This is a genomic window from Pseudanabaena sp. PCC 9330, from assembly GCF_055795045.1.
This window is the reverse complement of sequence record NZ_JAYFES010000115.1, coordinates 1-21,124: the sequence shown is the minus strand read 5'-3', so window position 1 is coordinate 21,124 and position 21,124 is coordinate 1. Positions and strand designations below refer to the sequence as shown.

The 21,124-nt window shown below is 60.9% G+C and carries 19 protein-coding genes; 9 read left to right on the top strand and 10 right to left on the bottom strand.

What is annotated here, in order from left to right:
• Nucleotides 1–8: 8 nt before the first annotated feature.
• From AC0QKW_RS17455 to AC0QKW_RS17445, 3 genes are read right to left on the bottom strand one after another with little or no spacing between them, the layout of a single operon-like run.
• Nucleotides 9–752: an NUDIX hydrolase gene (locus AC0QKW_RS17455; protein ID WP_473152365.1), complete on the bottom strand. Its 744-nt coding sequence runs from the start codon at nt 750–752 to the stop codon at nt 9–11.
• On the bottom strand, nt 713–1,375 hold the full coding sequence (locus AC0QKW_RS17450) for a nicotinate-nucleotide adenylyltransferase (protein WP_473152364.1): 663 nt from the start codon (nt 1,373–1,375) through the stop codon (nt 713–715). Before AC0QKW_RS17450 ends, AC0QKW_RS17455 begins: the two co-directional genes overlap by 40 nt.
• A gap of 12 nt (nt 1,376–1,387) precedes the next feature.
• Nucleotides 1,388–2,755 (bottom strand): nicotinate phosphoribosyltransferase, encoded by a 1,368-nt coding sequence (locus tag AC0QKW_RS17445; protein ID WP_473152363.1) that lies wholly within the window; start codon nt 2,753–2,755, stop codon nt 1,388–1,390.
• 436 nt (nt 2,756–3,191) lie between these two features.
• Here AC0QKW_RS17445 and AC0QKW_RS17440 point away from each other — a divergent pair, with 436 nt between their 5' ends.
• The 4 genes from AC0QKW_RS17440 (at nt 3,192) to AC0QKW_RS17425 (ending at nt 5,952) form a co-directional block, all read left to right on the top strand.
• Nucleotides 3,192–3,428, top strand: coding sequence for an NfeD family protein (locus AC0QKW_RS17440; RefSeq protein ID WP_473152362.1), 237 nt, complete (start codon nt 3,192–3,194; stop codon nt 3,426–3,428).
• A 96-nt stretch (nt 3,429–3,524) separates the two neighbouring features.
• The gene (locus tag AC0QKW_RS17435; protein WP_473152361.1) at nt 3,525–4,667 is read left to right on the top strand and encodes a peptidoglycan-binding protein; all 1,143 of its coding nucleotides are present in this window, start codon (nt 3,525–3,527) and stop codon (nt 4,665–4,667) included.
• A gap of 86 nt (nt 4,668–4,753) precedes the next feature.
• A complete protein-coding gene (locus AC0QKW_RS17430; protein ID WP_473152360.1) occupies nt 4,754–5,725 on the top strand; it encodes an SDR family oxidoreductase in 972 nt (323 codons plus the stop codon).
• A complete protein-coding gene (locus AC0QKW_RS17425; protein ID WP_473152359.1) occupies nt 5,722–5,952 on the top strand; it encodes a DUF2283 domain-containing protein in 231 nt (76 codons plus the stop codon). Before AC0QKW_RS17430 ends, AC0QKW_RS17425 begins: the two co-directional genes overlap by 4 nt.
• Nucleotides 5,953–6,022: 70 nt before the next feature.
• Here AC0QKW_RS17425 and AC0QKW_RS17420 read toward each other — a convergent pair whose 3' ends face one another.
• The 3 genes from AC0QKW_RS17420 to AC0QKW_RS17410 are packed head-to-tail and all read right to left on the bottom strand — an operon-like array spanning nt 6,023 to nt 7,182.
• Entirely contained in the window at nt 6,023–6,325 is a 303-nt protein-coding gene (locus tag AC0QKW_RS17420; protein ID WP_473152358.1) for a hypothetical protein, read from the bottom strand.
• Nucleotides 6,298–6,972, bottom strand: a complete 675-nt coding sequence (locus AC0QKW_RS17415; RefSeq protein ID WP_473152357.1) for a toll/interleukin-1 receptor domain-containing protein — start codon at nt 6,970–6,972, stop codon at nt 6,298–6,300. Before AC0QKW_RS17415 ends, AC0QKW_RS17420 begins: the two co-directional genes overlap by 28 nt.
• Nucleotides 6,973–6,990: 18 nt before the next feature.
• Nucleotides 6,991–7,182 (bottom strand): toll/interleukin-1 receptor domain-containing protein, encoded by a 192-nt coding sequence (locus AC0QKW_RS17410; protein ID WP_473152356.1) that lies wholly within the window; start codon nt 7,180–7,182, stop codon nt 6,991–6,993.
• A 463-nt stretch (nt 7,183–7,645) separates the two neighbouring features.
• Here AC0QKW_RS17410 and AC0QKW_RS17405 point away from each other — a divergent pair, with 463 nt between their 5' ends.
• Complete coding sequence (locus tag AC0QKW_RS17405; RefSeq protein WP_473152355.1) at nt 7,646–8,932, top strand: efflux RND transporter periplasmic adaptor subunit; 1,287 nt, start codon at nt 7,646–7,648, stop codon at nt 8,930–8,932.
• 102 nt (nt 8,933–9,034) lie between these two features.
• The gene (locus AC0QKW_RS17400; RefSeq protein ID WP_473152354.1) at nt 9,035–12,307 is read left to right on the top strand and encodes an efflux RND transporter permease subunit; all 3,273 of its coding nucleotides are present in this window, start codon (nt 9,035–9,037) and stop codon (nt 12,305–12,307) included.
• Between the two features lie 297 nt (nt 12,308–12,604).
• Here AC0QKW_RS17400 and AC0QKW_RS17395 read toward each other — a convergent pair whose 3' ends face one another.
• The 3 genes from AC0QKW_RS17395 to AC0QKW_RS17385 form a co-directional block, all read right to left on the bottom strand.
• The gene (locus AC0QKW_RS17395; RefSeq protein ID WP_473152353.1) at nt 12,605–14,803 is read right to left on the bottom strand and encodes a hypothetical protein; all 2,199 of its coding nucleotides are present in this window, start codon (nt 14,801–14,803) and stop codon (nt 12,605–12,607) included.
• A gap of 291 nt (nt 14,804–15,094) precedes the next feature.
• On the bottom strand, nt 15,095–15,310 hold the full coding sequence (locus AC0QKW_RS17390) for a DUF2839 domain-containing protein (protein WP_473152352.1): 216 nt from the start codon (nt 15,308–15,310) through the stop codon (nt 15,095–15,097).
• 131 nt (nt 15,311–15,441) lie between these two features.
• Nucleotides 15,442–16,965: an ATP-dependent DNA helicase gene (locus AC0QKW_RS17385; protein WP_473152351.1), complete on the bottom strand. Its 1,524-nt coding sequence runs from the start codon at nt 16,963–16,965 to the stop codon at nt 15,442–15,444.
• A gap of 185 nt (nt 16,966–17,150) precedes the next feature.
• Here AC0QKW_RS17385 and AC0QKW_RS17380 point away from each other — a divergent pair, with 185 nt between their 5' ends.
• Nucleotides 17,151–17,993: a prephenate/arogenate dehydrogenase gene (locus tag AC0QKW_RS17380; protein ID WP_473152350.1), complete on the top strand. Its 843-nt coding sequence runs from the start codon at nt 17,151–17,153 to the stop codon at nt 17,991–17,993.
• On the opposite strand, the gene AC0QKW_RS17375 is transcribed toward AC0QKW_RS17380, so the two are convergent.
• Nucleotides 17,981–19,102 (bottom strand): peptidase M42, encoded by a 1,122-nt coding sequence (locus AC0QKW_RS17375; protein ID WP_473152349.1) that lies wholly within the window; start codon nt 19,100–19,102, stop codon nt 17,981–17,983. The genes AC0QKW_RS17380 and AC0QKW_RS17375 overlap by 13 nt on opposite strands.
• Nucleotides 19,103–19,408: 306 nt before the next feature.
• Here AC0QKW_RS17375 and AC0QKW_RS17370 point away from each other — a divergent pair, with 306 nt between their 5' ends.
• Nucleotides 19,409–19,843 carry an RrF2 family transcriptional regulator gene (locus tag AC0QKW_RS17370; RefSeq protein WP_473152348.1) on the top strand — a complete coding sequence of 145 codons (435 nt, stop codon included), beginning with the start codon at nt 19,409–19,411 and terminating at the stop codon, nt 19,841–19,843.
• Between the two features lie 23 nt (nt 19,844–19,866).
• Nucleotides 19,867–20,829, top strand: a complete 963-nt coding sequence (cysK, locus tag AC0QKW_RS17365) for a cysteine synthase A (RefSeq protein ID WP_473152347.1) — start codon at nt 19,867–19,869, stop codon at nt 20,827–20,829.
• The last annotated feature ends 295 nt before the right edge of the window (nt 20,830–21,124 follow it).

Below are 21,124 nucleotides of genomic sequence, written 5' to 3'. Positions count from 1 at the left end.
GCTTCCAGTCAAATAAACACCATCGCCTTTTCCTTCAGCGGCTCAAACGCCTCGGCGTCGAACCGGTAGAGGCTGGCGGGGCGACCGGCACCGCGCGACACCTTCTGGCCCGTATCTTGCAAAAAGCCCAGCTTGAGCAGCCGGGCGCGAAAGTTGGAATAGTCAGAAAACCCCTCTCCCAGCACCGTGACGTAGAGCTGGTAGAGATCGCCCAGGGTAAACAGCTCGGGCAGCACCTCAAAGGCGATGGGGCTGTATTCCAGCTTGTTGCGCAGCCGCCGGTAGCCATAGGTGAGAATTTCGCCGTGATCAAAGGCAAGCTGGGGCACCTCGGAGAGGGGGTACCAGGCGATGTCGCTGCTGTCGGCGATCAGCTCGGCATCCTCGAAGCGCACCAGGGCAAAGTGGCTGACCGACAGGTAGCGCACCGCAAAGGCATCGGGAGCCTCGCGGGGGTCGCGATCGGGGCCGCCAAAGGTGTAGAGCTGCTCTAGATATAGGGTATTGACGCGGATCTTTTCGGCTAGCACCCGGTAGGCGGCAGCTTCCAACGACTCGCCTTGGCGCACCAGGGTGCCGGGCAGGCTCCAGTGACCGGCAAAGGGGGCCTCGTGGCGCAAAACCACCAGCACCAGCAGCCGGTTTCGCTGGGTATCGACAGAAAAAATTACGTTGTCAACCCCCACCTTAAAGTCGGCCAGGGCCACCGGGCTCAGGGAGTGGTCAGAGGTGCTGTGGAGGTTTGCGGGCATAGGTAGAGGTGGTGTTGGGCAATGTAGGCCTGAACCGCTGGGGTCAGCCCCGGTGTCTCGGCCTGGGAAAAGGGGTGGGCAGGTGGGTGGTCAGGTGGATTGACAGAGAGGGGAGCACACTGGCGAAAGCGGGAAGAAGACACGTCGACGCTGGGCATCTGGGCCACGGTAACGGTGGTGTGTTGGCCCAGGGTCGCCAAACTGGCCGCGCTGAGGTCGTAGCCGGGCCGAGGAATGACTAGAATGCTCGCCGCCGCCAAAACTTCGTTGGCCCGGTACCAGGAGGGCAGCTGTTCGACCAGATCGGCCCCCACCACCAGAGAAAACTCGGCCTGGGGCCAGATCTGCCTGGCCCGCTCTAGGGTGACGACCGTGCGCATGTGGCTCAGCTCAGGGTGCACCTGCACCCGGCCAGAGGGAACATCTAGGTCATCGATCAGCAGCTCTAACATGCGAAAGCGATCGCCTAAATCGGTCTGATGTGCCTTAAAGGGGTTGTTCGCCGTCCACACCGCCACATGGTCAAACTGGGTGGCCAACCAGGCGAGAATGGCACCGTGGCCCCGGTGGGGCGGGTCGGCGCTGGTGCCAAACAGAGCAATTTTTAAAGCCGGTGAGGTCATAGTGGCAAATGCTTAGGGCAGGGGTTGGGGGGCCGGTTGGCCGCGGGTCTGGGTCGTTAGATCTATCAGGGATGCTGATAACTCTACGCCATAGGTCGTCGGTGTCTGTATCTGACGAACGGTAGAGGGCAAGGTGGCCACAGCGGCGGCGGTGCGATCGCGAATCGTCTCCAGACTCTCCGGCGGTTTCACCACCTGGCCCTGGTGCATCACCCGCTCTAGCAGGGGGCGCTCGTCGGCTTCGGGCAGCTCGGTGGCCAACCCCAGGCGATCGCCCAATGCCACCCTCCCGCCCAACCGCCGAAAGATCTGCTTGCGGCCAGGCAGAGTCGCCTTTTGGTCAGCCTCTTTCATCACCGGCAGGCCGTCAATTTCTACCAGCTTATAGACGCCGTTGACCGGCGTGCCAGTGACCAGCTTGGTGCCCAGGCCATAGCCATCTAGCACCGCCCCAGCTTTCTGGAGCCGAGCAATCTCGTACTCATCCAGATCGCCGCTGGCGAAGATTTGAGTGTCGGGCAGGCGCGATCGCACTGCCTGAGACAGGGCCACCAGATCGCCCGAGTCGAGCCGCACCGCCGTCACCTGGGCGGTGCCCCGTCGTACCTGAGCTGCCAGCCGATCGGCCGCCGCCACCGTGTCGTAGGTGTCGATCAGCAGTGCCGCCCCCGGAAAGTAGCGATGAAACGCCTCAAAGGCGTCGTCTTCGCTGCCCTCAAGGGCGCTAATGGCCATCACTAGGGCGTGGGCCATGGTGCCCGCCGGTTTTTGCCCCAGCTGCACCGCCGCTAGCACGTTAGAGGTGGCGTCGAGACCCGCCGCCAGGGCCGCGCGGGCCGCCCACAGCGCCCCTTGGGGGCTAAAGGCCCGACGGGTGCCAAACTCCAGCAGGGTGGCCCCCGGCCCGGCCACATCGCGCAGCCGAGCGGCTCGGGTGGCCACCAGAGTCTGGTAGTTGAGGGTGTTGAGCAGGTAGGTCTCGGCGATCTGGGCCTGCCACAGGGGCGCTTCTACCCGCAATAGCGGCTCATTGGCAAACACCGCCGTGCCCTCGGGCACCGCCCACAGATCGCCCGTAAAGCGGTATTCTCGCAGCCGCTGCCAAAACCCATCAGGGGCGTGGGCAAACAGCCCGGTCTGCTTGAGTGCGTCAATTTGCAAGCCTGAAAACCGCAGGTTTACCAGGTAGTCGATCGCCTGGGTCAGCCCCATGGCGATCAAATAGCCGTAGTTGGCGGGCAACCGCCGGGTAAACAGCTCAAAACTGGCGCGGCGATCGGCGACGCCCTCCCCGGCGTAACAGCTGGCCATGGTGAGCTGATACAGGTCGGTGAGCAGACTGTAGTCTTCGGGGTTGGCTAGCAGGGCGGGGCTAAACATCGGCAGCGAAGTATTTTAGTTATTTATACCATAATTATTTTGTGCCGCCCATTCGCCGCTGCCACCCCCACCTTCACAAACGCTTCAAGATCTGTCACAGGGCTGACGTTGAGTCCTAACACAGCCCTTTATCGTCCATCAATATCGGCTTTCCGCAGGGCCTATGGGTTGATTGCCGCCCCCGGAGATGGCCGCTGGAGTACCGCCAAATCTGTAGATCAACCTGATCCAAGGCCAGTCGGGAGGTCTACCTATGAAAAAACTCCGGTTTCTAAGCTGGACTTACCCAAGCGGAATGTCATGCCCATCAGCTACATCCACAGATCAAAGCCGCAGATCAGTCACAGATAACCCCCACACTGCACTTTCTCAATCAGAACAACGCAGTGAGCAAGACCCCGTAAAACCCCAACCACAATTCACTGGGAGGATAGCGATGAATCTGACCCACACTCTAGAACTCTTTGACGCCCCCAAGACCGCTCGGGTTGACTGCCCGATTACCGCCCAGGCCAAAGGGCGCGTCTTTTTTGAGGGCACTTACTGGCCTGCCCAGTTCTATGGGGGAGACCCCACGACCCCCTACGCCCTGGCCGTATCGACCTGGGTGCGAGTGGTCGGCCGCCAAGGGCTCACCCTCCTGGTTTCTCCGGTGGTAGATGCCTATGCTTAATTCTGTGAAAATCCCTGAAAATCGAGGAAAAAATTCTATGATTAGATCAGTTCAGCCTATTGCGTCTGCATCCCTTTCTTTTCCATTCTCTGACCTATGGATAGCCTGGCTCAATGCCATCTATGGCTGACTTGGGAGACCAGTTCAGCGATCGCCCCCGATAGAGTAGGTGCGATCGCTGCGACACGTCATCACATGGCGACAAAACCGGCAAGGGCGATTGCCCTGGGGCGCAGACCTTTGGCTGTGGCGGCGGGGGCGATCGTTTTGGCCAGCAGTCTGGGCAACCCCGCTGAAGCCAACAACCACCGCTGGGGCAGCACAGTCTATGCCAATACGCCCTCTGGCTATGCCCTCAACGTGCGCTGGGGGCCAGGCACCAGCAGCGGTGTCTACCGTCGGGCGCGGCGGGGTGAAGCTTTGCAGGTGTCTGGGGTACGCCGCAACAACTGGGTGCAGCTCGTCGATGCCACCTGGGTGGCGGGCAATTTGGTCAGCAACAACCCCGTGGCGGGCATATCCCCCTTGCCTCCCACGGTCGACAACCGCAACCTAGCCACCGTGATCACGCCGCAAAACTTTGCTCTCAACATTCGCAATGGCCCCGGCTTTAACTATCGGGTGGTGGGGCAGTTTCTCAACGGCAGCCGCATTCCCCTTACCGGGCGATTTAGTGGTACCTGGGCGCAGCTGACCAACGGCAACTGGGTCGACAGCACCAACATTCAGTACAGCGGCCCCATTCAGGGGGGCAATCAGCCGCCGCCCCAGCCGCCCCCAGTCCAGCCCAGCGCCGATGTGATGGAGGTGCAGCGGCTGCTGCGTCAGTTGGGCTTTTTGCCGGGCAACTTCATCATCTCGGGCATTTACGACGAGACCACCCAAAACGCCGTGCGCCAATTTCAGCGGGTCAATGGCCTGCCCGTGACGGGCAATGTCGATGAAGCTACCTGGCGAGCCCTGCGGGCGGCCACTACCCCAGTTCCCCTACCGTCTCCCAAGCCATCACCAGGCCCTAGCCCCAACCCGACCGACCCACCAGTAAACAACCGCCAGCGGCGGGTTAACACGGGCGACAGCGGCGAAGCCCAAATTTACAATGGCCCCGGCTCTGAATTTACCCTGGTGCGCAGTGTGCCCAACGGCACCATTCTCACTGTCACCGGCAACACCACCGGCAACTGGTCAGAGGTGGCCGAAGGCGGCTGGATTTTTTCGCTCTGGCTAGAGCCGCTCTAGCGAGCAAGTGAAACCTGAGGCCGAGGGTTCATAGTTGAGTCTCGTCTGCAGGCAAAACGCCTCTATGCAACCCCACATCTCACCCGATGGAAAACCCTGCGCCCGCCCCTACCCGCCGTCTGCTGGTGACTGGGGCCAGCGGCTTTTTGGGCTGGCACCTGTGCCGCGCCGCCCAGACGAACTGGCAGGTGGAGGGTGCCTACCATCGCCACTGCCCGCCACTGCCGGGAGTGGCACTTCACGCCATTGACCTCACCGATGCCAGGGCGGTGGTGCCTTGGCTAGAGGCGATCGCCCCCGATGCCGTGATCCACACCGCCGCCCTCTCCCAGCCCAACCGCTGTGAGCAAGAGCCCGACTATTCCTACGCCATGAATGTGGAGGCGACCAGGTTACTGGCCAACTATTGCGCTCAACGCCAGATTCCCTTCGTCTTTACCTCCACTGACCAGGTGTTTGACGGCCAATCTGCCCCCTACAGCGAAACCGATGCACCCAGCCCGATCAACCTGTACGGTCGCCACAAAGCCGAGGCCGAAGCGCTGATTCAAGCCCTGTACCCCAGTGCTACCATCTGCCGTTTACCGCTGTTGTATGGCCCCGCCAGCCCCACCGCCGAGAGCTTTCTCCAAGGCTTTTTGCGCACCCTGGCGGCGAGCCAACCCCTGCACCTGTTTGTCGATGAGTTTCGCACCCCGGCCTATGTGGAAGATGTGGCCGCTGGGCTGCTCTTGGCCCTGGAAAAGGCCAGTGGCCTGCTGCACCTGGGCGGCCCCGAACGCCTCAGCCGCTACGAGTTTGGCCTGCGCATGGCCGAGGTGTTGGGGCTAGATGCGGGGTTGCTGGTGCCGGGTAGGCAGGCGGAGGTGGCCATGCCCGCCGCCCGCCCGGCGGATGTGTCGTCTAACAGTCAAAAGGCGTTTGCTCTGGGGTATTGCCCTCGCGGCGTGGTGGCGGGGCTAGAGGCTACTGTGGTGGCGTCATCGGTCACCCTGGAGAATGGAGAGACTGTTCTCAATGCGTTTCCAGACCGTAATTTCAAAGGGCCTCAGCTATGAAGTTCCACTACTATCCTGAGACAGATTCGCTGTATATCAGTTTGTTAGATCGGCCCAGTGTTGACTCTCAAGAAGTGGCCAGCGGCATTGTGCTGGATTTTGATGCGGAGGGGCATTTGGTAGGTCTGGATATTGACCATGCCAGTCTGGTGGTCGATTTATCTAAATTGGAAGCCAGTTCTCTACCGTTAACTTCGCTGTCTCTAGCAGGGCAATCTGCTGCCTAAGACTTCAAAGCTCATGATGAGCGATGATGCCCCTTACTCATCCACCCTCTACCCATCCACCCATCTACCCCTACTCGGGCCAGCGCACTGCCACTAGCCCTGCCGCCTGCCCGAGGGATGACTCGAAGGGGCCAGCGGGGTCTGGGGTGCGGGGTGGGAGGTTGCAGAGGGCTCGGTCTGCGTCGGTGGCTTGGCCGTACTCTAGGTAGTTGTGCAGCCACTGGCAGCCCCAAGTCAGCAGCTCTGGCAGGGTTTGAATGTCATACACCTGCACTCGGCCATCAACGACTGTGGCAACTCGCCGCCCATCGGGGCTGAGCGCAGCGGGAGATCCTTCATAAATGGCTAGTTGCCGACCTTGTAAATCCCACACCCGCGCGGTGCTATCGGCGGAGGCAGTGACGACGCGATCGCACTGGGGTAGTCTTGGCTGGTTTGAATGTCGGTGCGGTAGTTCCACACCGTAATGCCCTGGCGCAGCAAAGAGCGACGGATCTGCTCGGCGGTGTCTCGATCCTCGTCGCTGTGGCACAAAAACACCTGGGTCATCAGGTTGTTGGCGTTTTTGGTGCTCTCGGTAATGTATTCGCAGTGCAGATCGGTGGGGGTGCAGGGCAGCGGTTCGCCCTCGGCAAAGCGGGTTTGCAGCCAGGTTTCGGCGGCCTGGCGATCGCTGCCCACCAGCAGGTAGCGGGTCTGGCGGTGGTGCCGCTGCCAGCTCAGGGCTTGGGTGAGCAGGGCGGTGTGCTGGTGCACATAGGCTTGAATGTGGGGCTGTGCTTCACCCGTTTGCTCGTGGCAATAGCTGAGGGTGCGGGTCAGTTTTTCTAAATATTGCTCGGCCTTGTCTAGCCTGTCGCGGCACCAGATCCAGTTGAGCTGGCGCACTGTGGCGCAGCCCTCAGGGTCGGCGATCGCCCAGGCGTTTGAGTCTCCCCCACCTACATGCAGCAGCGGAATAATGCGCTTGCCGTAGGCGATCGCCCTTGCCAGCTCTAGCTTGCAGTAGGGCGAGGCCATCGCCGAGGGCGAAATGACCTAAATAAAGTGGTGCGATCGCTCGATCGCCTCGTCAATTCGCCCCTGCCAGTCTGTCGCGGCGGGGATATCGTCCTGATCGAGCCAGATGTTCCCTAGCCCCCGTGCCCTGAGCTGTTCTTTAAGGGCGATCGCAAAAGCTCTGCTGTCGGCCCGTCCATAGGAGATAAACGCATCTTGAAGGGCAGGCATGGGGGGATTTTGGAGAAGGGGAGAGCTAAGGATTCCTAGTAAAGAACCCTAAAACCTGTGTTTGAGAACATTTTCTCCCAAAAAAATCTCCATCAGGCCAAAACGACTTGTTCGTTTACGTTTACTCAAAAAATGATGATCTTTTGCGGCCCAAGATCCTTAAGAAGACAGATTCTAGGGTTCTTTTGTGCTCCACCAGTGCGCTCAAACTTGAAACAGAACCCTGGGATCTTAGACGACCAGCGATTATTACAAGATTGTCATTTTTCTGCCATCGCTTGGTCACTATGCCGGGGCATAACCTAAGTATTTACCGGGTGGCGGGCCTTTAAGGCTGCCAGGCCTGCCCCAAAGTAACGGATCGAATGCCTATAAATAACAGCGATCGCATCTACTAAAAGGTAGACGCCCAGCCTGAGAACTGTAAAGTAAAGTAAACGCAGCAAAATAAGAGGGATTGAGCATGCTGGCAAAGCAGCTGAGGGGTAAGAGGCGTACCCTGGTGCGAGTTTCTGGAGTCTTGCTGATGGGCTGTTTGGCGATCGCCACCACTGCCTGTGGCCCCAATGCCGAACCCACTGCCCAAGCTCAACAGGGGCAGCAGGGTGGGCCTGGCGGCGATGGCCCCGCCGTCGTCGATATTGCTACCGCCACCGATGCCGATGCGGGTGCCCGCATTTACACCGGCAGCACTCGCCCGGCCCGACAGGTTTCCCTGCGATCGCAGGCCGAAGGCCGTCTGCTCTCCCTCACCCGCGACGTGGGCGACACCGTGCGCCAGGGCGAGGTCGTCGGCACCATTGACCGAGTGCTGCTGCAAACCGCCGTGGGCGAAGCCCAGGCCGAGCTAGCCGCCCGCCAGTTTGAGGTCACCCAGGCCGAGGCCGAGCTGGCCGACATTCGCACCTCGATCGAAGATGCTCGGGTACGCCTTCAGCAGGCCCGCAACGATGCCAGTCGGCTCCAATCGCTCTCTACCCAGGGGGCTGTGGCTGCCCAAGATGCTGAGCAGGCCCAAACTATAGTGCTCACCTCTGAGCAAGCCCTAGCCTCATCCCAAGAGCAGGTGCGCACCCGGCAGCAGGCAGTCTCTGCGTCCCAGCAGCGGGTCGAGGCCCAGCGTGCCATTCTGCAAGAGACCCAGCAGCGGCTCTCCTTTGCCAACCTCACCGCCTCCCTCTCTGGGGTCGTGCTAGAGCGGGTGACCGAGCCCGGCGATTTGATTTTGCCCGGCGAGGCCGTGCTCACCCTGGGCGATCTGTCTAGGGTGCTGGTGGTAATCGAGGTCGCCGACAGCAACGTGAGCGACTTTAGCCTGGGGCAGAGCATTCAGCTGGCGATCGATGCCTTCCCCGACGAAACCTTTACCGGCAGCGTCACCCGCATTTCTCCGGTGGCCGACAGCACCTCGCGCCTGCTGCCCGTAGAGATTACCGTCGATAACCCCGGCAACCGCATTGGCAGTGGTCTACTGGCCCGGGTCACTGGCGTGGGTACCCAGGGGAATGCGGTGGTGGTGCCCGAGAGCGCCCTAGAGACCGCCGAAGCCAGTGAAAACCAAATCTTTGTAGTTACAGAATCCGGCGATGAAACCATCGTTGAGGCTCGTACCGTGCAAGTGGGCGATCGCGCCGACGGCCAGGTCACCATTCTCGCTGGCCTGGCTCCTGGTGAACAGTACGTTGTCCGCAGCAGCCAGCCCCTGGAAGCCGGGCAGACCGTGGAACCGAGTTTGACCTCCGAAGGGTAAGCAAAAGCTTTGAGTGCTTAGTTTTGAGTTCTGGCTAAACCACCTCAACTCAAAACTTCCTCCCACCCTTCCCCACTCCCTCATCCCCTCACACTCCCACCCATGACTACCCCCTCCTCCTTCCCCAACAACCGCTTCAGCATCAGCGGCGTGGCCATTCGACAGCACATCGGCACCCTGATGTTGACCCTCACCGTCTTTGTGATGGGTTTCTTTATCACCTCCCAGCTGCCGGTAGATCTGCTGCCGTCGATTACCTACCCGCGCATTGGTCTGCGGGGCGATGCCCCTGGCCTGTCGCCCGAGGTGGCGGTCGATGAAATTACTAAACCTCTAGAAGAAGCCTTGGCGACCACCGAGGGGGTGGTGCAAATCTTTTCGCAGACGCGGGAAGGGCAGATCAGCATTGACCTGTACTTTGAGCCGGGGGGCGACATTGACCAGGCGCTAAATGACGCTACGGCCACCCTCAACCGCGCCCGCAGCGCCCTGCCAGAGACCTTTGAAACGCCCCGCTTGTTTAAGTTTGACCCCTCTCAGCTGCCGGTCTACGAGATGGCGTTGACCTCCAGCAGCCTGAGTTCCCAAGAGCTGCGCATTTTTGCTGAAGAAGAACTGGAGCGGGAGCTACAGCAGGTGCCGGGGGTGGCTAACACCGACGTGTCGGGCGGCGTCAACGAAGAGGTGCAGGTGAATGTAGATCTGCGCCGTCTCCAGGCGGTGGGCATTGGCGTCACCGATGTGATTGATGCGCTGCGCGATCGCAACCAAGATATTGCCGGGGGGCGCCTGCGCGGCGGCAGCGAAGAAACCCTCACCCGCCTGGTGGGCCGCTTTGAGTCGGCAGACGAGCTGCAAAATCTGCCGATTACCGTGCCTGGCACCAGCCCACCCCAGCAGGTGCTGCTGCGCGATGTGGCCACCGTGATTGACGGCACCGAAGAGCAGCGCATTTTTGTCACCCTCAACGGCCAGCCCGCCGTCAAGGTGAGCGTGCAAAAGCAGCCTGCCGCCAACACTATTGATGTGGTTGATGGGGTCAAGGCCAAGCTAGAGCAGATGCGCCAGGCCGGCCAAATGCCCGAGGGCATGGAGATGACCTCAACCCTCGACGAATCGCGGTTCATTCGCAACTCGATCAACAACGTCATGGTTTCGGGGCTGACCGGGGCGGCCCTGGCGGGGTTTGTGGTGCTGCTGTTTTTGGGCTCTCTGCGGCAGACCTTTATTATTGTCACCGCCATTCCCCTGGCGACCTTTGTGGCGCTGATCTTGATGGGGCTGTTTGGCCTGTCGCTGAATATATTTAGCCTCGGGGGACTGGCCCTGGGCGTGGGTATTGTGGTCGACAACTCGATTGTGATGCTCGAGAACATGGCCAACCGGGCCGAAGAGCTGGAAAAATCCCGCCAGATCGGGGGCGAGTACAGCCGTAGCGAGGCGATCTTTCAGGCTGAGGCCAGCAGTGCTGAGCTAGAGAGTGCGCTGTTGGCTTCGACCACCACCAACCTGGTGGCAGTACTACCCTTTTTGCTGATTGGCGGCTTTATCGCGCTGATTTTCAGCGAGCTAATTTTGACCGTGAGCTTCTCGGTGGCGGCCTCCCTGGTGGTGGCGCTGACTGTCGTGCCCGCCCTGGCGGCGCGGCTGATTATGGGTCGCAGTACGCGATCGCTCCAAAACTGGGGGCCATTCCGCTGGTTTAACAACCGTCTGGAGGGGGTGACCCTGGGCTATGGGCGCTTTCTCAACCAAGTGCTGCGCTATCGGCTGCTGGTGATTGCTCTGGCGCTGCTGGTGTTTGGCGGCGGCAGCTGGTTCATGGTGGGCCAAATTCCCCAAGAGATTTTGCCCCGCATTAGCACCGGACAGGCCAACGTCAACGTCAGCTTTCCGCCGGGCACCACGGTGGCAGCCAACCAGCGGGTGATGAGCATCATCGAAGAGCGGCTGCTGGCCCAGCCCGAAACCGAGTATGTGTTTACCACGGCAGGCGGCTCCCTGTTTGGCAGCAACACCAACGAAAACACCCTGCGCGGCAGCAGCACCGTCACCCTCAAGCCCGGCAGCAATACTGTGGCCTACGTCGATCGCGTCAATGGCGAACTAGCCCAACTTCCCCTGGTCGATACGCGCATTCGCGTCAGCCCTGGAGCAGTGCGGGGTCTGTCCTTGAGCAACTCGCCCGTGCGGGCCGACCTCGACCTGGGTCTGCAGAGCGAAGATACCCAATCTCTCCAACAGGCCGGACGCATGGTTGTGGGGGCGCTGGGCGAACAGGCCACCCTGGCCCGCTATCGCCCCGACGGTGAAGATCCCCAGGACGAGGTGCAAATTTTGCCCGACTGGGCTCGGGCCGAGGATCTGGGTCTGACCGCCGCCGCCATTGGCGATACGGTGCAGACGGCGCTAAATGGCTCGACCCCAACTCAGCTCCAGCGGGGCAACCGTCTGATCGATGTGAAGGTGCAGCTGGCCCCTGGCAGCGTGCAGCGATCGTCCCAACTGCTCGATATTCCCCTGTTTACCGACAGTGGTCAGCTGGTGCAGCTGGGCGATATTGCTCAGGTAGGACGCGGTGAAGCCCCCGGCGAAATTCAGCGCATTAACCGGCGGCAGGTGCTGCTGATCTCGGGCGACCTGGTCGATGGGGTCAGTCTGGGAGATGCTCTGGCCGAGGCTCAAGGAATTCTGGCGGGGCTAGACCTACCGGCGGGTGTCACCGTGCTGCCCAGTTCTGCCGCCGCCACCAACGCTGAGCTTCAGCAGGCGCTCAAGGTACTGGGAGCCCTGGCGGCATTCCTCGTCTTTGTGGTGATGGCGGTGCAGTACAACTCGCTGATCGACCCGCTGGTGATCATGCTGACGGTGCCCCTGGCGCTGGCGGGCGGCATTTTGGGGCTGTACGTGACTCAGACGGCGATCGGGGCCACGGTGGTAGTAGGCGCGGTGCTGCTGGTGGGCATTGTGGTCAACAACGCCATTATTTTGGTAGAGCTGGCGAACCAGATCTACGAGGCCACCGACTGCTCTCGCCAAGAAGCGATCTTGATGGCCGCCCCCCGCCGCCTGCGCCCGATTCTGATGACCACGTTTACTACGGTGCTGGGCCTGTTTCCTCTGGCCCTGGGCATTGGCGAAGGGGCAGAGTTTCTTCAACCCTTGGGGGTGGTGGTGTTTTCGGGGCTGTCGCTGGCGACGGTGCTGACACTGTTTATCATTCCGTGCTTCTATACCCTGCTGCACAGTGGCCTGGGTGGTGGTGGCAAGGGTAAGCGTCGGGTTCTCTCTACCAATGCAGATGAACCAGTTGAGACGGTCGCAACGCAGGAAGTGCTGCGCTCCGAATCTTGGCGAGAAGTCCCTGAAGCTTAGGGTGCGTCATCAATTGCAACCAAAACCCTTGTGGGATCAGCCCTGCCACGTCTGTTGCATACGGTGATGTTCAGCCGCTAACCCAGACTGACCCACCCCTACCCCTCCTTTGGAGGAGACAGCAAGCCTGTTTTTGCAGAGAATTTTCTCATCCCAAACTCAGGTTAAATAGCCTTTGCTTCATACCGAATCCTCCTTGGTTACCCCCGATTCAGCAGGGCAAACAACCGTTAGCCCCTACGGTTTGGCCTTTTGAGAATCGGGGTTATGTGACTCGGATTGGGTATCAAGCCCCTGCTAGAGAGAGGCCGCGAGCAGCCGCTCAGGCCTGTACATTGATGAACCCTTGGAGAATTTTGCTCTGAGGCTGACGACGGCTTCAGGCTGCGGTTGGGCAGATACATCCGGGGCGACGGGCCGGGTGGACTGGGGAGTGTCAGATGGAGGCGTGGCCGGCTCTGGGGCTAGCTGGACGGGCTGCGGCGCAGCGGGCTGCGGTGGAGCCACGAGCATCGGGCTGGGGATGATAGGCAAGGGCTGTGGTGCCGTAGACTCAGCACTGGGGCTGGCAGAGGCCTCGACTGGGCTGGGGGATGGGGTCGCCATGTTTTGAGCGGCACCTGGGGCTGCAACCTCTGGGAGACTAGGGGCACCGGGAATGGTCTCAATGCGATCGGGGAGAGGGGGGCGCCCCTGTCGCAGATGAGGCATAGGCGTTAAAAACCCTGGAATGGCCTCCGCAGAACCAGGGGTGGTCAGTGCTGCTGCGTCGGGGGTGAGGGTTTCTGGGTCGGCAGCGTTGGCGGGAGTAGTCTCGGGGTGGGGTATCACAGGCCTCTGGAGGGCGCGTAGGCGAGCCCGCTCAGCAGCAGCGATTTGCCACCGCCAGCTGGCGATCGCCGCCCGAGCTTCCCCATGCAGGGCACGGCCCGACTTAACGCTGCTGGCCTCGGCAATCGCCTGAAAGAGGTTGCCCTGGGCCGCCAGCGATCGCGCTCGTTCGAGTATAGGTCGATCTTCGATCACCTGAAGCTCGTTAGTCCAGACGTAGGCCCAGCTCTGGGCCTCGCTACGCAGCGCCCGATGTAAAGGAATGGCGTTGGCGGTTTGAATGGCCTCTCGCAGCCCGTCTAGGGTTTTGTCCTGGGCCAGCCCGTGGGCCTTAACCAGCTGGGGCCGGTCTTCGAGGCGCTCTATCTCTTGCCGCCAGTGGGCCACCATGGTCTGGGCTTGCACCCGGCGGGGGTGGCCCAGGGGCACCGTTTCGGCCTGGGCGATGGCGGCCTTGAGAGCGTCGATATTGCGCACTGCGCCTATGGCCTGGGCCGTTTGAAGCTGGGCTAGATCGCTCAGGTGGCGGTGCCAGGTGGTTACGCTCGACTGGGCCTGACCGTAGTAGGGGCTGTCTGGGGGCACTCTGTTGGCCGTCAGCAAAGCCTGATAGAGGCTGACCAGCTGATCGGGGGAGGTGCGCCAAGTGCCCAGGCTCTGCTGGGCTAGCTGCCGCGACTGGCTGAGCCAGATGAGTTCCTGGGCCGGTTTAGCCCGATCGGGGTTGAGGGCGGCACTGCGCCCTAGGGCGATGGCTGCACTCAAATCAGAGGCGTACCATTTATCGAGCCCCAGCGTGAGCAGCAGATCGCTCCAGCGGTTGAGGTAGGGCTGGGCATGGCGACGAGCATAGGTGTCTTCGTCAATCTGGCTGGCGGTGCGCAGGGCGGTACCCAGGCGATCGCTGCCCCCCGGTGCCGCAGTGGCGATCGCCTCACTCAGCAGCTCCTGAGCGCGACGCTCTTGGCGAATCTGGCGTGACAGAGCCTGCACCTGCTCAACCTGCCAGTGAGAATTTTTTAGCTCAGCCAGGGCCAGCAGCTGCTTGGAGGCAGTGGCCCAGTCTTTTTGCTGAAGCGCTGTCTGAGCGATGGCCATGATAGCTTGGCCCTGCTCCCACTCGGTCTGCCATCGGCCTAGGGTCTCTTGGGCCTGGGCAAACACCGAACTATGGGGCGGAATGTGGCTGACCAAGTCTTGGGCCTCGGCCATGCTGCCGTTGGTGCGCAGCTCCTGCTCAGCAGCTTGGATCACTACCCAAGACCACTGCTCAATCAGCGGCTGCACTTCGTAGTAAAGGGCGTGGTCGGTAGACCAACCGCTGGCCAGATCGAGGGCCACCACCACGTCAGCCAGTTCTCCTGACTCGGCGGCAGTTTGGGCGCAAAAGAGCTGAGCGCGATCGGTAGTGACGGTGGCAGTACTGTCGCAGTTGGCGGTAGGAGGCAGATTAATCAGCCAGAAAAAAGCGCCCAGGGCAGCACCACTGGCCGCAAAGCAGCTCATCAGCGTGATCAGCAGCAGCCGCCAAGACTGGTTGTACCGAAGTGCCGGGGTCGGCATGGTCAGGGCTGCTTCGTCCTCTAGACCAAGGGCAAACGATGGTAACCCCTCAACCAAAGGCTCTCCCCGCTGGGGATCGGGCTGGCTTGGTTGGCTCAGCATATACCCGCAAACTCCCGCAAAACCACCTGTCCCCACTGTACCCAGAATTTACGGTGGACGAAAAGCCACAGTTATGAATCGTTAGCGATCGTGAGGAAATATGGCCCTGATGTCCTCGAATCTTGATATATGGCTGCATCAAGTCCAACTTGGGATCGATAGTTTTCCCGCTGGTAGAACTCAGGCTCTGGGCTAGGGCGAGGTTTAGAGTGACTTCTGCAAAGTGGTTTCTTAAGGGTGGGAAGTGCCACCCTACAGCTCGCAGCTGATATTGTCTGCCTGAGCAATCGTTTAGTCGGCCAGGGTCCACCAGCCAAAGCTCGGCCCAATAAACCGCAGCGTGATCCAAAAAGCGATGATCAAGACAATGGCGCCCCAGGTGCCCTTGCTCGTCCAAGCCATAAACTGCTGCGATTGCTTTTTGGTGATCGGTAGCCAGGGTAAAATTGGCTCCGCTTCGCCATATTTGTCACCCAGCTGATCTTTGCGTCGTTTAGATTCGCCCATGGGTTTTTGCCCCCTAAAATCGCAACTATCACAACTATAGCGATGGCGGTGCAAATCCTAGCGTTCTACACCCACCCGCTCTAAACCCGACGTCTAGGGCCACAACATCTAGAGCCTAGTTCTGAACCCGCTCAACCCCGCCAATCGTCGGGTAGCGATCGCACACAGGCCGCCGGGCTCAGCGCCTCTAAAATCTGGGCACCATAGCTGCGATAGTGGACTCGGCTGTCAAGCAGCGCGACAGTGCCCGAGTGCAGCCGGGAGGGGGCGATCGCCCGCTGAAGCTCTGCGATCGCCGTCGGAAACAGGTATAGCCGAAACCAGTCTTGCCGCCGTCGTTTGTGAAATGCCACCTGGCCTGCCACCATTGGGTTTTCGAGCGATGGCAGGGGCAGGGTCGCCACAATCAATAGATCTGGGGGCGGCAGCAGGGCGCGGTGCTGCTGCCAAAACTGCCAGCCACTGACCAAAATACCGTTGGCGGCTAGCTCCGCTTGCTCCACCTGTACCCGCGAGCCAAACTCCCCAGCCAATTTAGCCGCCAACTGCCCCTTGAGCGGCAGATCGTCGAGCAAAATCACCGTCATGCCGGGGTGGGCCTGGCTGAGCAGGCGGCGAATCTCCTGGTGCAGCACCCCCTGAAACTGGGGCGTGTTGGGCAGGGGAATGTGGGTCGGCAGGTAGAGCTGAATGGCGTCGTTTTGACGGTGGGGGCCAAACTGTAGACAGGTGAGATCGTCAAGCCCTAGCCGCTGGCGAAAGTTGTCGGCCCCAGCGTCAGGGTCGAGGGCGGCACCAATGAGCACCACCGGCTGCCGCTGCCACACCGAGGCCATGGCGCTGGCCAACTCCACCGGGGCGCAGTGGAGGCCGATGTGACCGCGATCGCGATCGACGGAAAACCACAGCAGGTGATCGGGCGGGTTAAACTGCTGCCAAAACCTGGCCCACGGGGGCGGCATCGGCCCCTCAGGCTGAGGTGTCAGGGCGCGGCTGGCGGTCAGGCGCTGCTGCAACCGCTGGAGCTGCTGACAGTCGCTCTCTTCGAGCAGGTAGCGGTGGTAGGGGTTAGGCGGGCGCTGAAAGGCGGCGTGGGTGAGGCCCACGTGGGTGTCTTGAATCAACTTCTGGTGCTGGGGGTAGGCCAGGGCCAGGTGCACCCAGTCGAGGGGGCCAAGGTCGGCAGTGAGCTGCTGACGCAGCCCTAGTTCTAAGTGGTCGGCCTCGTCGATCAGCACAGGAATGCCGTCTGGGAAGTAGGTGCCAGGGCCCAGGCGATCGGCCAGCCAGGCCTCTGGTGTGGTCACCAGCAGGCCGTCAAAGGTGCTGCTCGGCCAGCGCTCGCCGCCCTGCACCGGTTTGCATAGATTGAGCTTGTCTTGCAGCCGGGGAATCTCTACCATCAGCAGTCGCTGGGCGGTGGGGGCGGGAGCCACCACGATGGCCGGGCCGGGCCACATCATCAGGGCAATCAAGTAGCTGAGGCGGTATTCGCCCTGGTAGGCTGACAGGCCACCCACCTGCAGCAGCGCACTGCGCCGCAGCCGCAGCGCCCGCGCCACCAACCGAGCCAGCGTCAAATGGTGGGGCCAGCTCGGCTCGCCCCACTCTCGCAGCAGAGCGCGCAGTTGTTGGTGTACCTGGACCTCAATCACGGGGCGTCGATCTAGAGTAACGGTGGAGAGAGTTGACGCAAACCATAGCCTGGAGGTGCCTGAGACGACAGGTTGATGCCTTTCTGCTCCAGCTATAAGCCTCCATTGTTGCATAGATAACTCGCCGGGTCGTCTGGGGAACCTCGCACCGATATGCTGGTAGAGTTTGCTAAAGATGAGGGGCTATGGAACGCATTGCCATCGTTGGCCTGGGGCTGATTGGGGGTTCCCTCGGGCTAGAGTTGGTCAAGCAGGGGCACCCGGTGATCGGCATCGCCCGGCGGCCCGAGACAGCGGCGGCAGCCTTGACTATGGGGGCAGCGACCGAGTCGAGCACCGACCTCGCCCAGGTGGCCGGGGCCGATGTGGTGTTTATCTGCACACCGATAGATGTCACGGTGGCAACGGCGGCGGCGATCGCCCCCCACCTCTCCCCCCAGGCAGTTATGACCGACGTGGCCTCGGTAAAAGGCGACATTGTGCCCGCCCTTGAGGCACTGTGGCCCAACACCGTCGGCGGTCACCCGATGGCGGGCAAGGCCGAGTCTGGACTGGCGGTGGCCGAGGTGGGGCTATTTCAGCATTGTGCCTACGTGCTTACTCCCACCGAGACCACTCCGCCAGCGGCGCTGAAGCAAGTGGGGGCGATCGCCGCCTCTCTGGGAGCCAACCTCTGCCACTGCACCCCCGCCCAGCACGATCGCGCCGTCGCCTGGATCTCTCATCTGCCGGTGATGCTCAGCAGCAGCCTGATTCTCGCCTGCCAGGGTGAGGCCGACCCAGCCATCTTGGCCCTGGCCCAAACCCTCGCCAGTTCAGGCTTTAAAGACACTAGCCGGGTCGGCGGGGGCGTCCCCGAACTCGGTACCCTGATGGCCCAGCACAACCGGGCGGCCCTGCTGAACGCCTTGAGCCAATATCAGCACCAGCTCGATCAGCTCAAAACCCTGATTGCCGCTGAAGATTGGGAGACCCTACACCGGACTCTGACCGAGGCCCAGGCGGCTCGCCCAGCCTACATCACGTAGGTCTGCAAGAGGCGAATCACCGCCGCCACCGACGCTAGGGAAGCGGTTTCGGTGGCGGTGTGATATTCGGTGGTGGGGATCTGTAGCGTGGTGCCGGTCACTGAGCCATTGGTGGCGGCGGTGAGGCGGCCCATCTCGGTACGCCCCAGGGAGTAGGGTTTGGGGCGGGTGAGATTTTGGCTGGCGATGTAGTCGTCTTTGTAGCTGTAGGCAATGCCGAGGCGATCGCAGCGATCGGCCAGCTCCTGGGTAATGCCGGGGGCAAAGTCAGCGCTGGCGTCTTTGCGGCGCAGGGTGATGAGCTGCTGGTCGGCGGCCTCGCGGTTGTGGTATGGGCTGGTGTCAAGGGCAATCAGGCGATCGGTGCCCAAGCGCTGCCGCTGAAACCACGACAGGGCGTAGCGCCAGCTGCGGCCTGACTCTTCTTGGGCGGTGAACAGGGCCGTGCCCTCAAACCCGCAGCGAAACAGGAAGATGATGATGGCCGCGCTGACCACATTGTCGAGCTGGGCCGAAATGTAGCCATCCTTAAATTGCAGGCGGTCTAAAAACGACACCGGGGTGCCCGGCTGGAGGTATTCCAACCCCTCCACCTCAAAAATCAGGTTTTTGCGCTCGGGGCAAATATAGCAGTGGGTGATCACGCCTTGGCCAATGTAGGTGCCGGTGTAGGGCAAATGGGCCTGCACCCGCTGGCCCTGAAAGCGGTTTTCAATGGTGTTGAGCATTTGCTCAGACACTGAGTCGCCGGTCAACTCGCTCTGGTTGCCGGCGATAAAAGCGGCATATTGAAACTCGTTTGGCCCCGTACACAGTAGCCCGTGGCGATCGATGTGGGCCGAAAGCATCAGCTCGTGGGGCCGAGCGCCCTGGGCCACCATCACTCCGTGGTAGTGGCTTACCTCGGCACCCACTTCTTCTAGCTCCCGGCGCAGCACTCGAAAGAACGAGTCTTCGCTGCCCACCACCGAGGGTTCGCGGATGAGGAACTGAAGAATTTCTAGAAAGTCAGCCAGACCTTCAAGGGGCAATGGGTCAGCAGCGAGCACGGCCTGGGCAGTGGCGGTGGGGCCGACGAGTTGATCGACAACCAGGTTCAGGGGGCTCATAGGAAAAGACCTGCTAGAGGTTTGCCTGCGGTGCTCAACACGGGACTGGAAGGGTGCCTGGGAGCGATGGCTAAAGACAGACCTAGGCAGGTATTGATACCAAACCTAGCGCGCCCAAACCGCGCGATCGCCCTACATCTATGTATCCCAGAACACCATTCATATCTCAGCACAGTATCCCGAAGCCCCGTGACGTTTAGTGAAGCCCAATACAAATCAAGAGTTTTTTTATTGCCCGGCAATCATGCAAACCCCAGTGGAGAACCGGAGTATACTGAGATGTATCGCACTTTACCCTCCTACCCTGTGGATTTGTCTTCTAAGAGTGAATATGCGCTGCTGGCCCTGCTGGAGCTGAGTCCCCACTTTGCCAGCGGCGAGCCCCTGCAAATTCGGCAGATTGCCAGTCAGCAAAATATTCCCGATCGCTACCTAGAGCAGCTGCTGGCGACCCTGCGCCGGGCGGGCTTGGTCAAAAGTCTGCGCGGTGCGCGCGGCGGCTACCTGCTGGCCCGTGATCCGTGGAAGATTAGCCTCTATGATGTGGTGAGCTGCATTGAAGGGTTTGAGGCCCAGACCGACCCGGCCCAGGGCTCGCCCACGCCAGAGGCGCTGGTGATTCAAGAGGTGTGGGGAGAGGTGCGCCAGGCGGCGGAGGGAGTGCTGCAAAAGTGCACCCTGCAAGACCTGATCGACAAGCGCAATGCCCAGCAGCAGCACGACATTATGTATTACATCTAGGCTCCATTAGTACCTCTAGGCCCATGCGAATTGCCGAAAACGTGACCCAGCTCATTGGCCGCACTCCCCTGGTGCAGCTCAATCGCATCCCCCAAGAAGATGGCTGTCTGGCCCGTCTGGTGATCAAGCTGGAGGGCATGAACCCCTCGGCCTCGGTCAAAGATCGCATCGGCATCAACATGATCGAAGCCGCCGAGGCGGCGGGCAAAATTACCCCCGGCAAAACCACTCTGGTAGAGCCCACCTCGGGCAATACCGGCATTGCCCTGGCTATGGCCGCTGCCGCCAAGGGCTATCGTCTGATTCTCACTATGCCCGAGACTATGAGCTCTGAGCGGCGAGCGATGCTGCGAGCCTATGGGGCCGAGCTAGAGCTGACCCCCGGCGTGGCGGGCATGTCGGGCTGCATTCAGCGGGCGCAGGAAATTCTCGATACCCTGCCCGATGCCTACATGCTGCAACAGTTTAGCAACCCCGCCAACCCCGATATTCACCGCCGCACCACTGCTGAAGAGATCTGGGCTGACACCGACGGCCAGGTGGATATGCTGGTGGCAGGCGTGGGCACGGGCGGCACGATCACGGGCGTGGCCGATGTGCTGAAGCAGCGCAAGCCAGGCTTTAAGGCGATCGCCGTCGAGCCCGTCAACAGCCCGGTGCTCTCGGGCGGCAGACCCGGCTCCCACAAAATTCAGGGTATTGGGGCGGGGTTTGTGCCCGAGGTGCTAAATGTGAGCCTGATCGACGAGGTGGTGCAGGTGACCGATGAGGATGCGATCGCCTACGGTCGTCGCCTGGCCCGCGAAGAAGGGCTGCTCTCGGGTATTTCTACCGGGGCCGCTGTCAAAGCGGCTGTAGAAGTAGGCCTGCGCCCCGAAAATGAGGGCAAGCTAATTGTGATCATCCAGCCCAGCTTTGGGGAGCGCTACCTGAGCACGCCGCTGTTTCAAGATCCTGAGCTGCTGACATCGCTGGCGATCGGTTAAGGCGATCGCCCTGGTGATAAGGCCGATGGAGTGGGTCACCCTTGCAGGTGGCGTTGCTTAGACGCTCAACCAACCAAACTGGGAAAGGTTAGCATTGGGAGTAATTTATGTGGCTCTTCCGGATCTGTAGTTGAAGTTGTATTGTTTAACACATTTCACCTTTCCTAGATTCACTGAAAGCCTTGCTGTGCCTAGATACTGGTTGACTGACAAAACTAATCGGCAGCATAGCAGTACGTGTGTATTTTGAACTCGATTCGATAGATGCGCTGCTCATGTTGTTTCCGAGACGCCA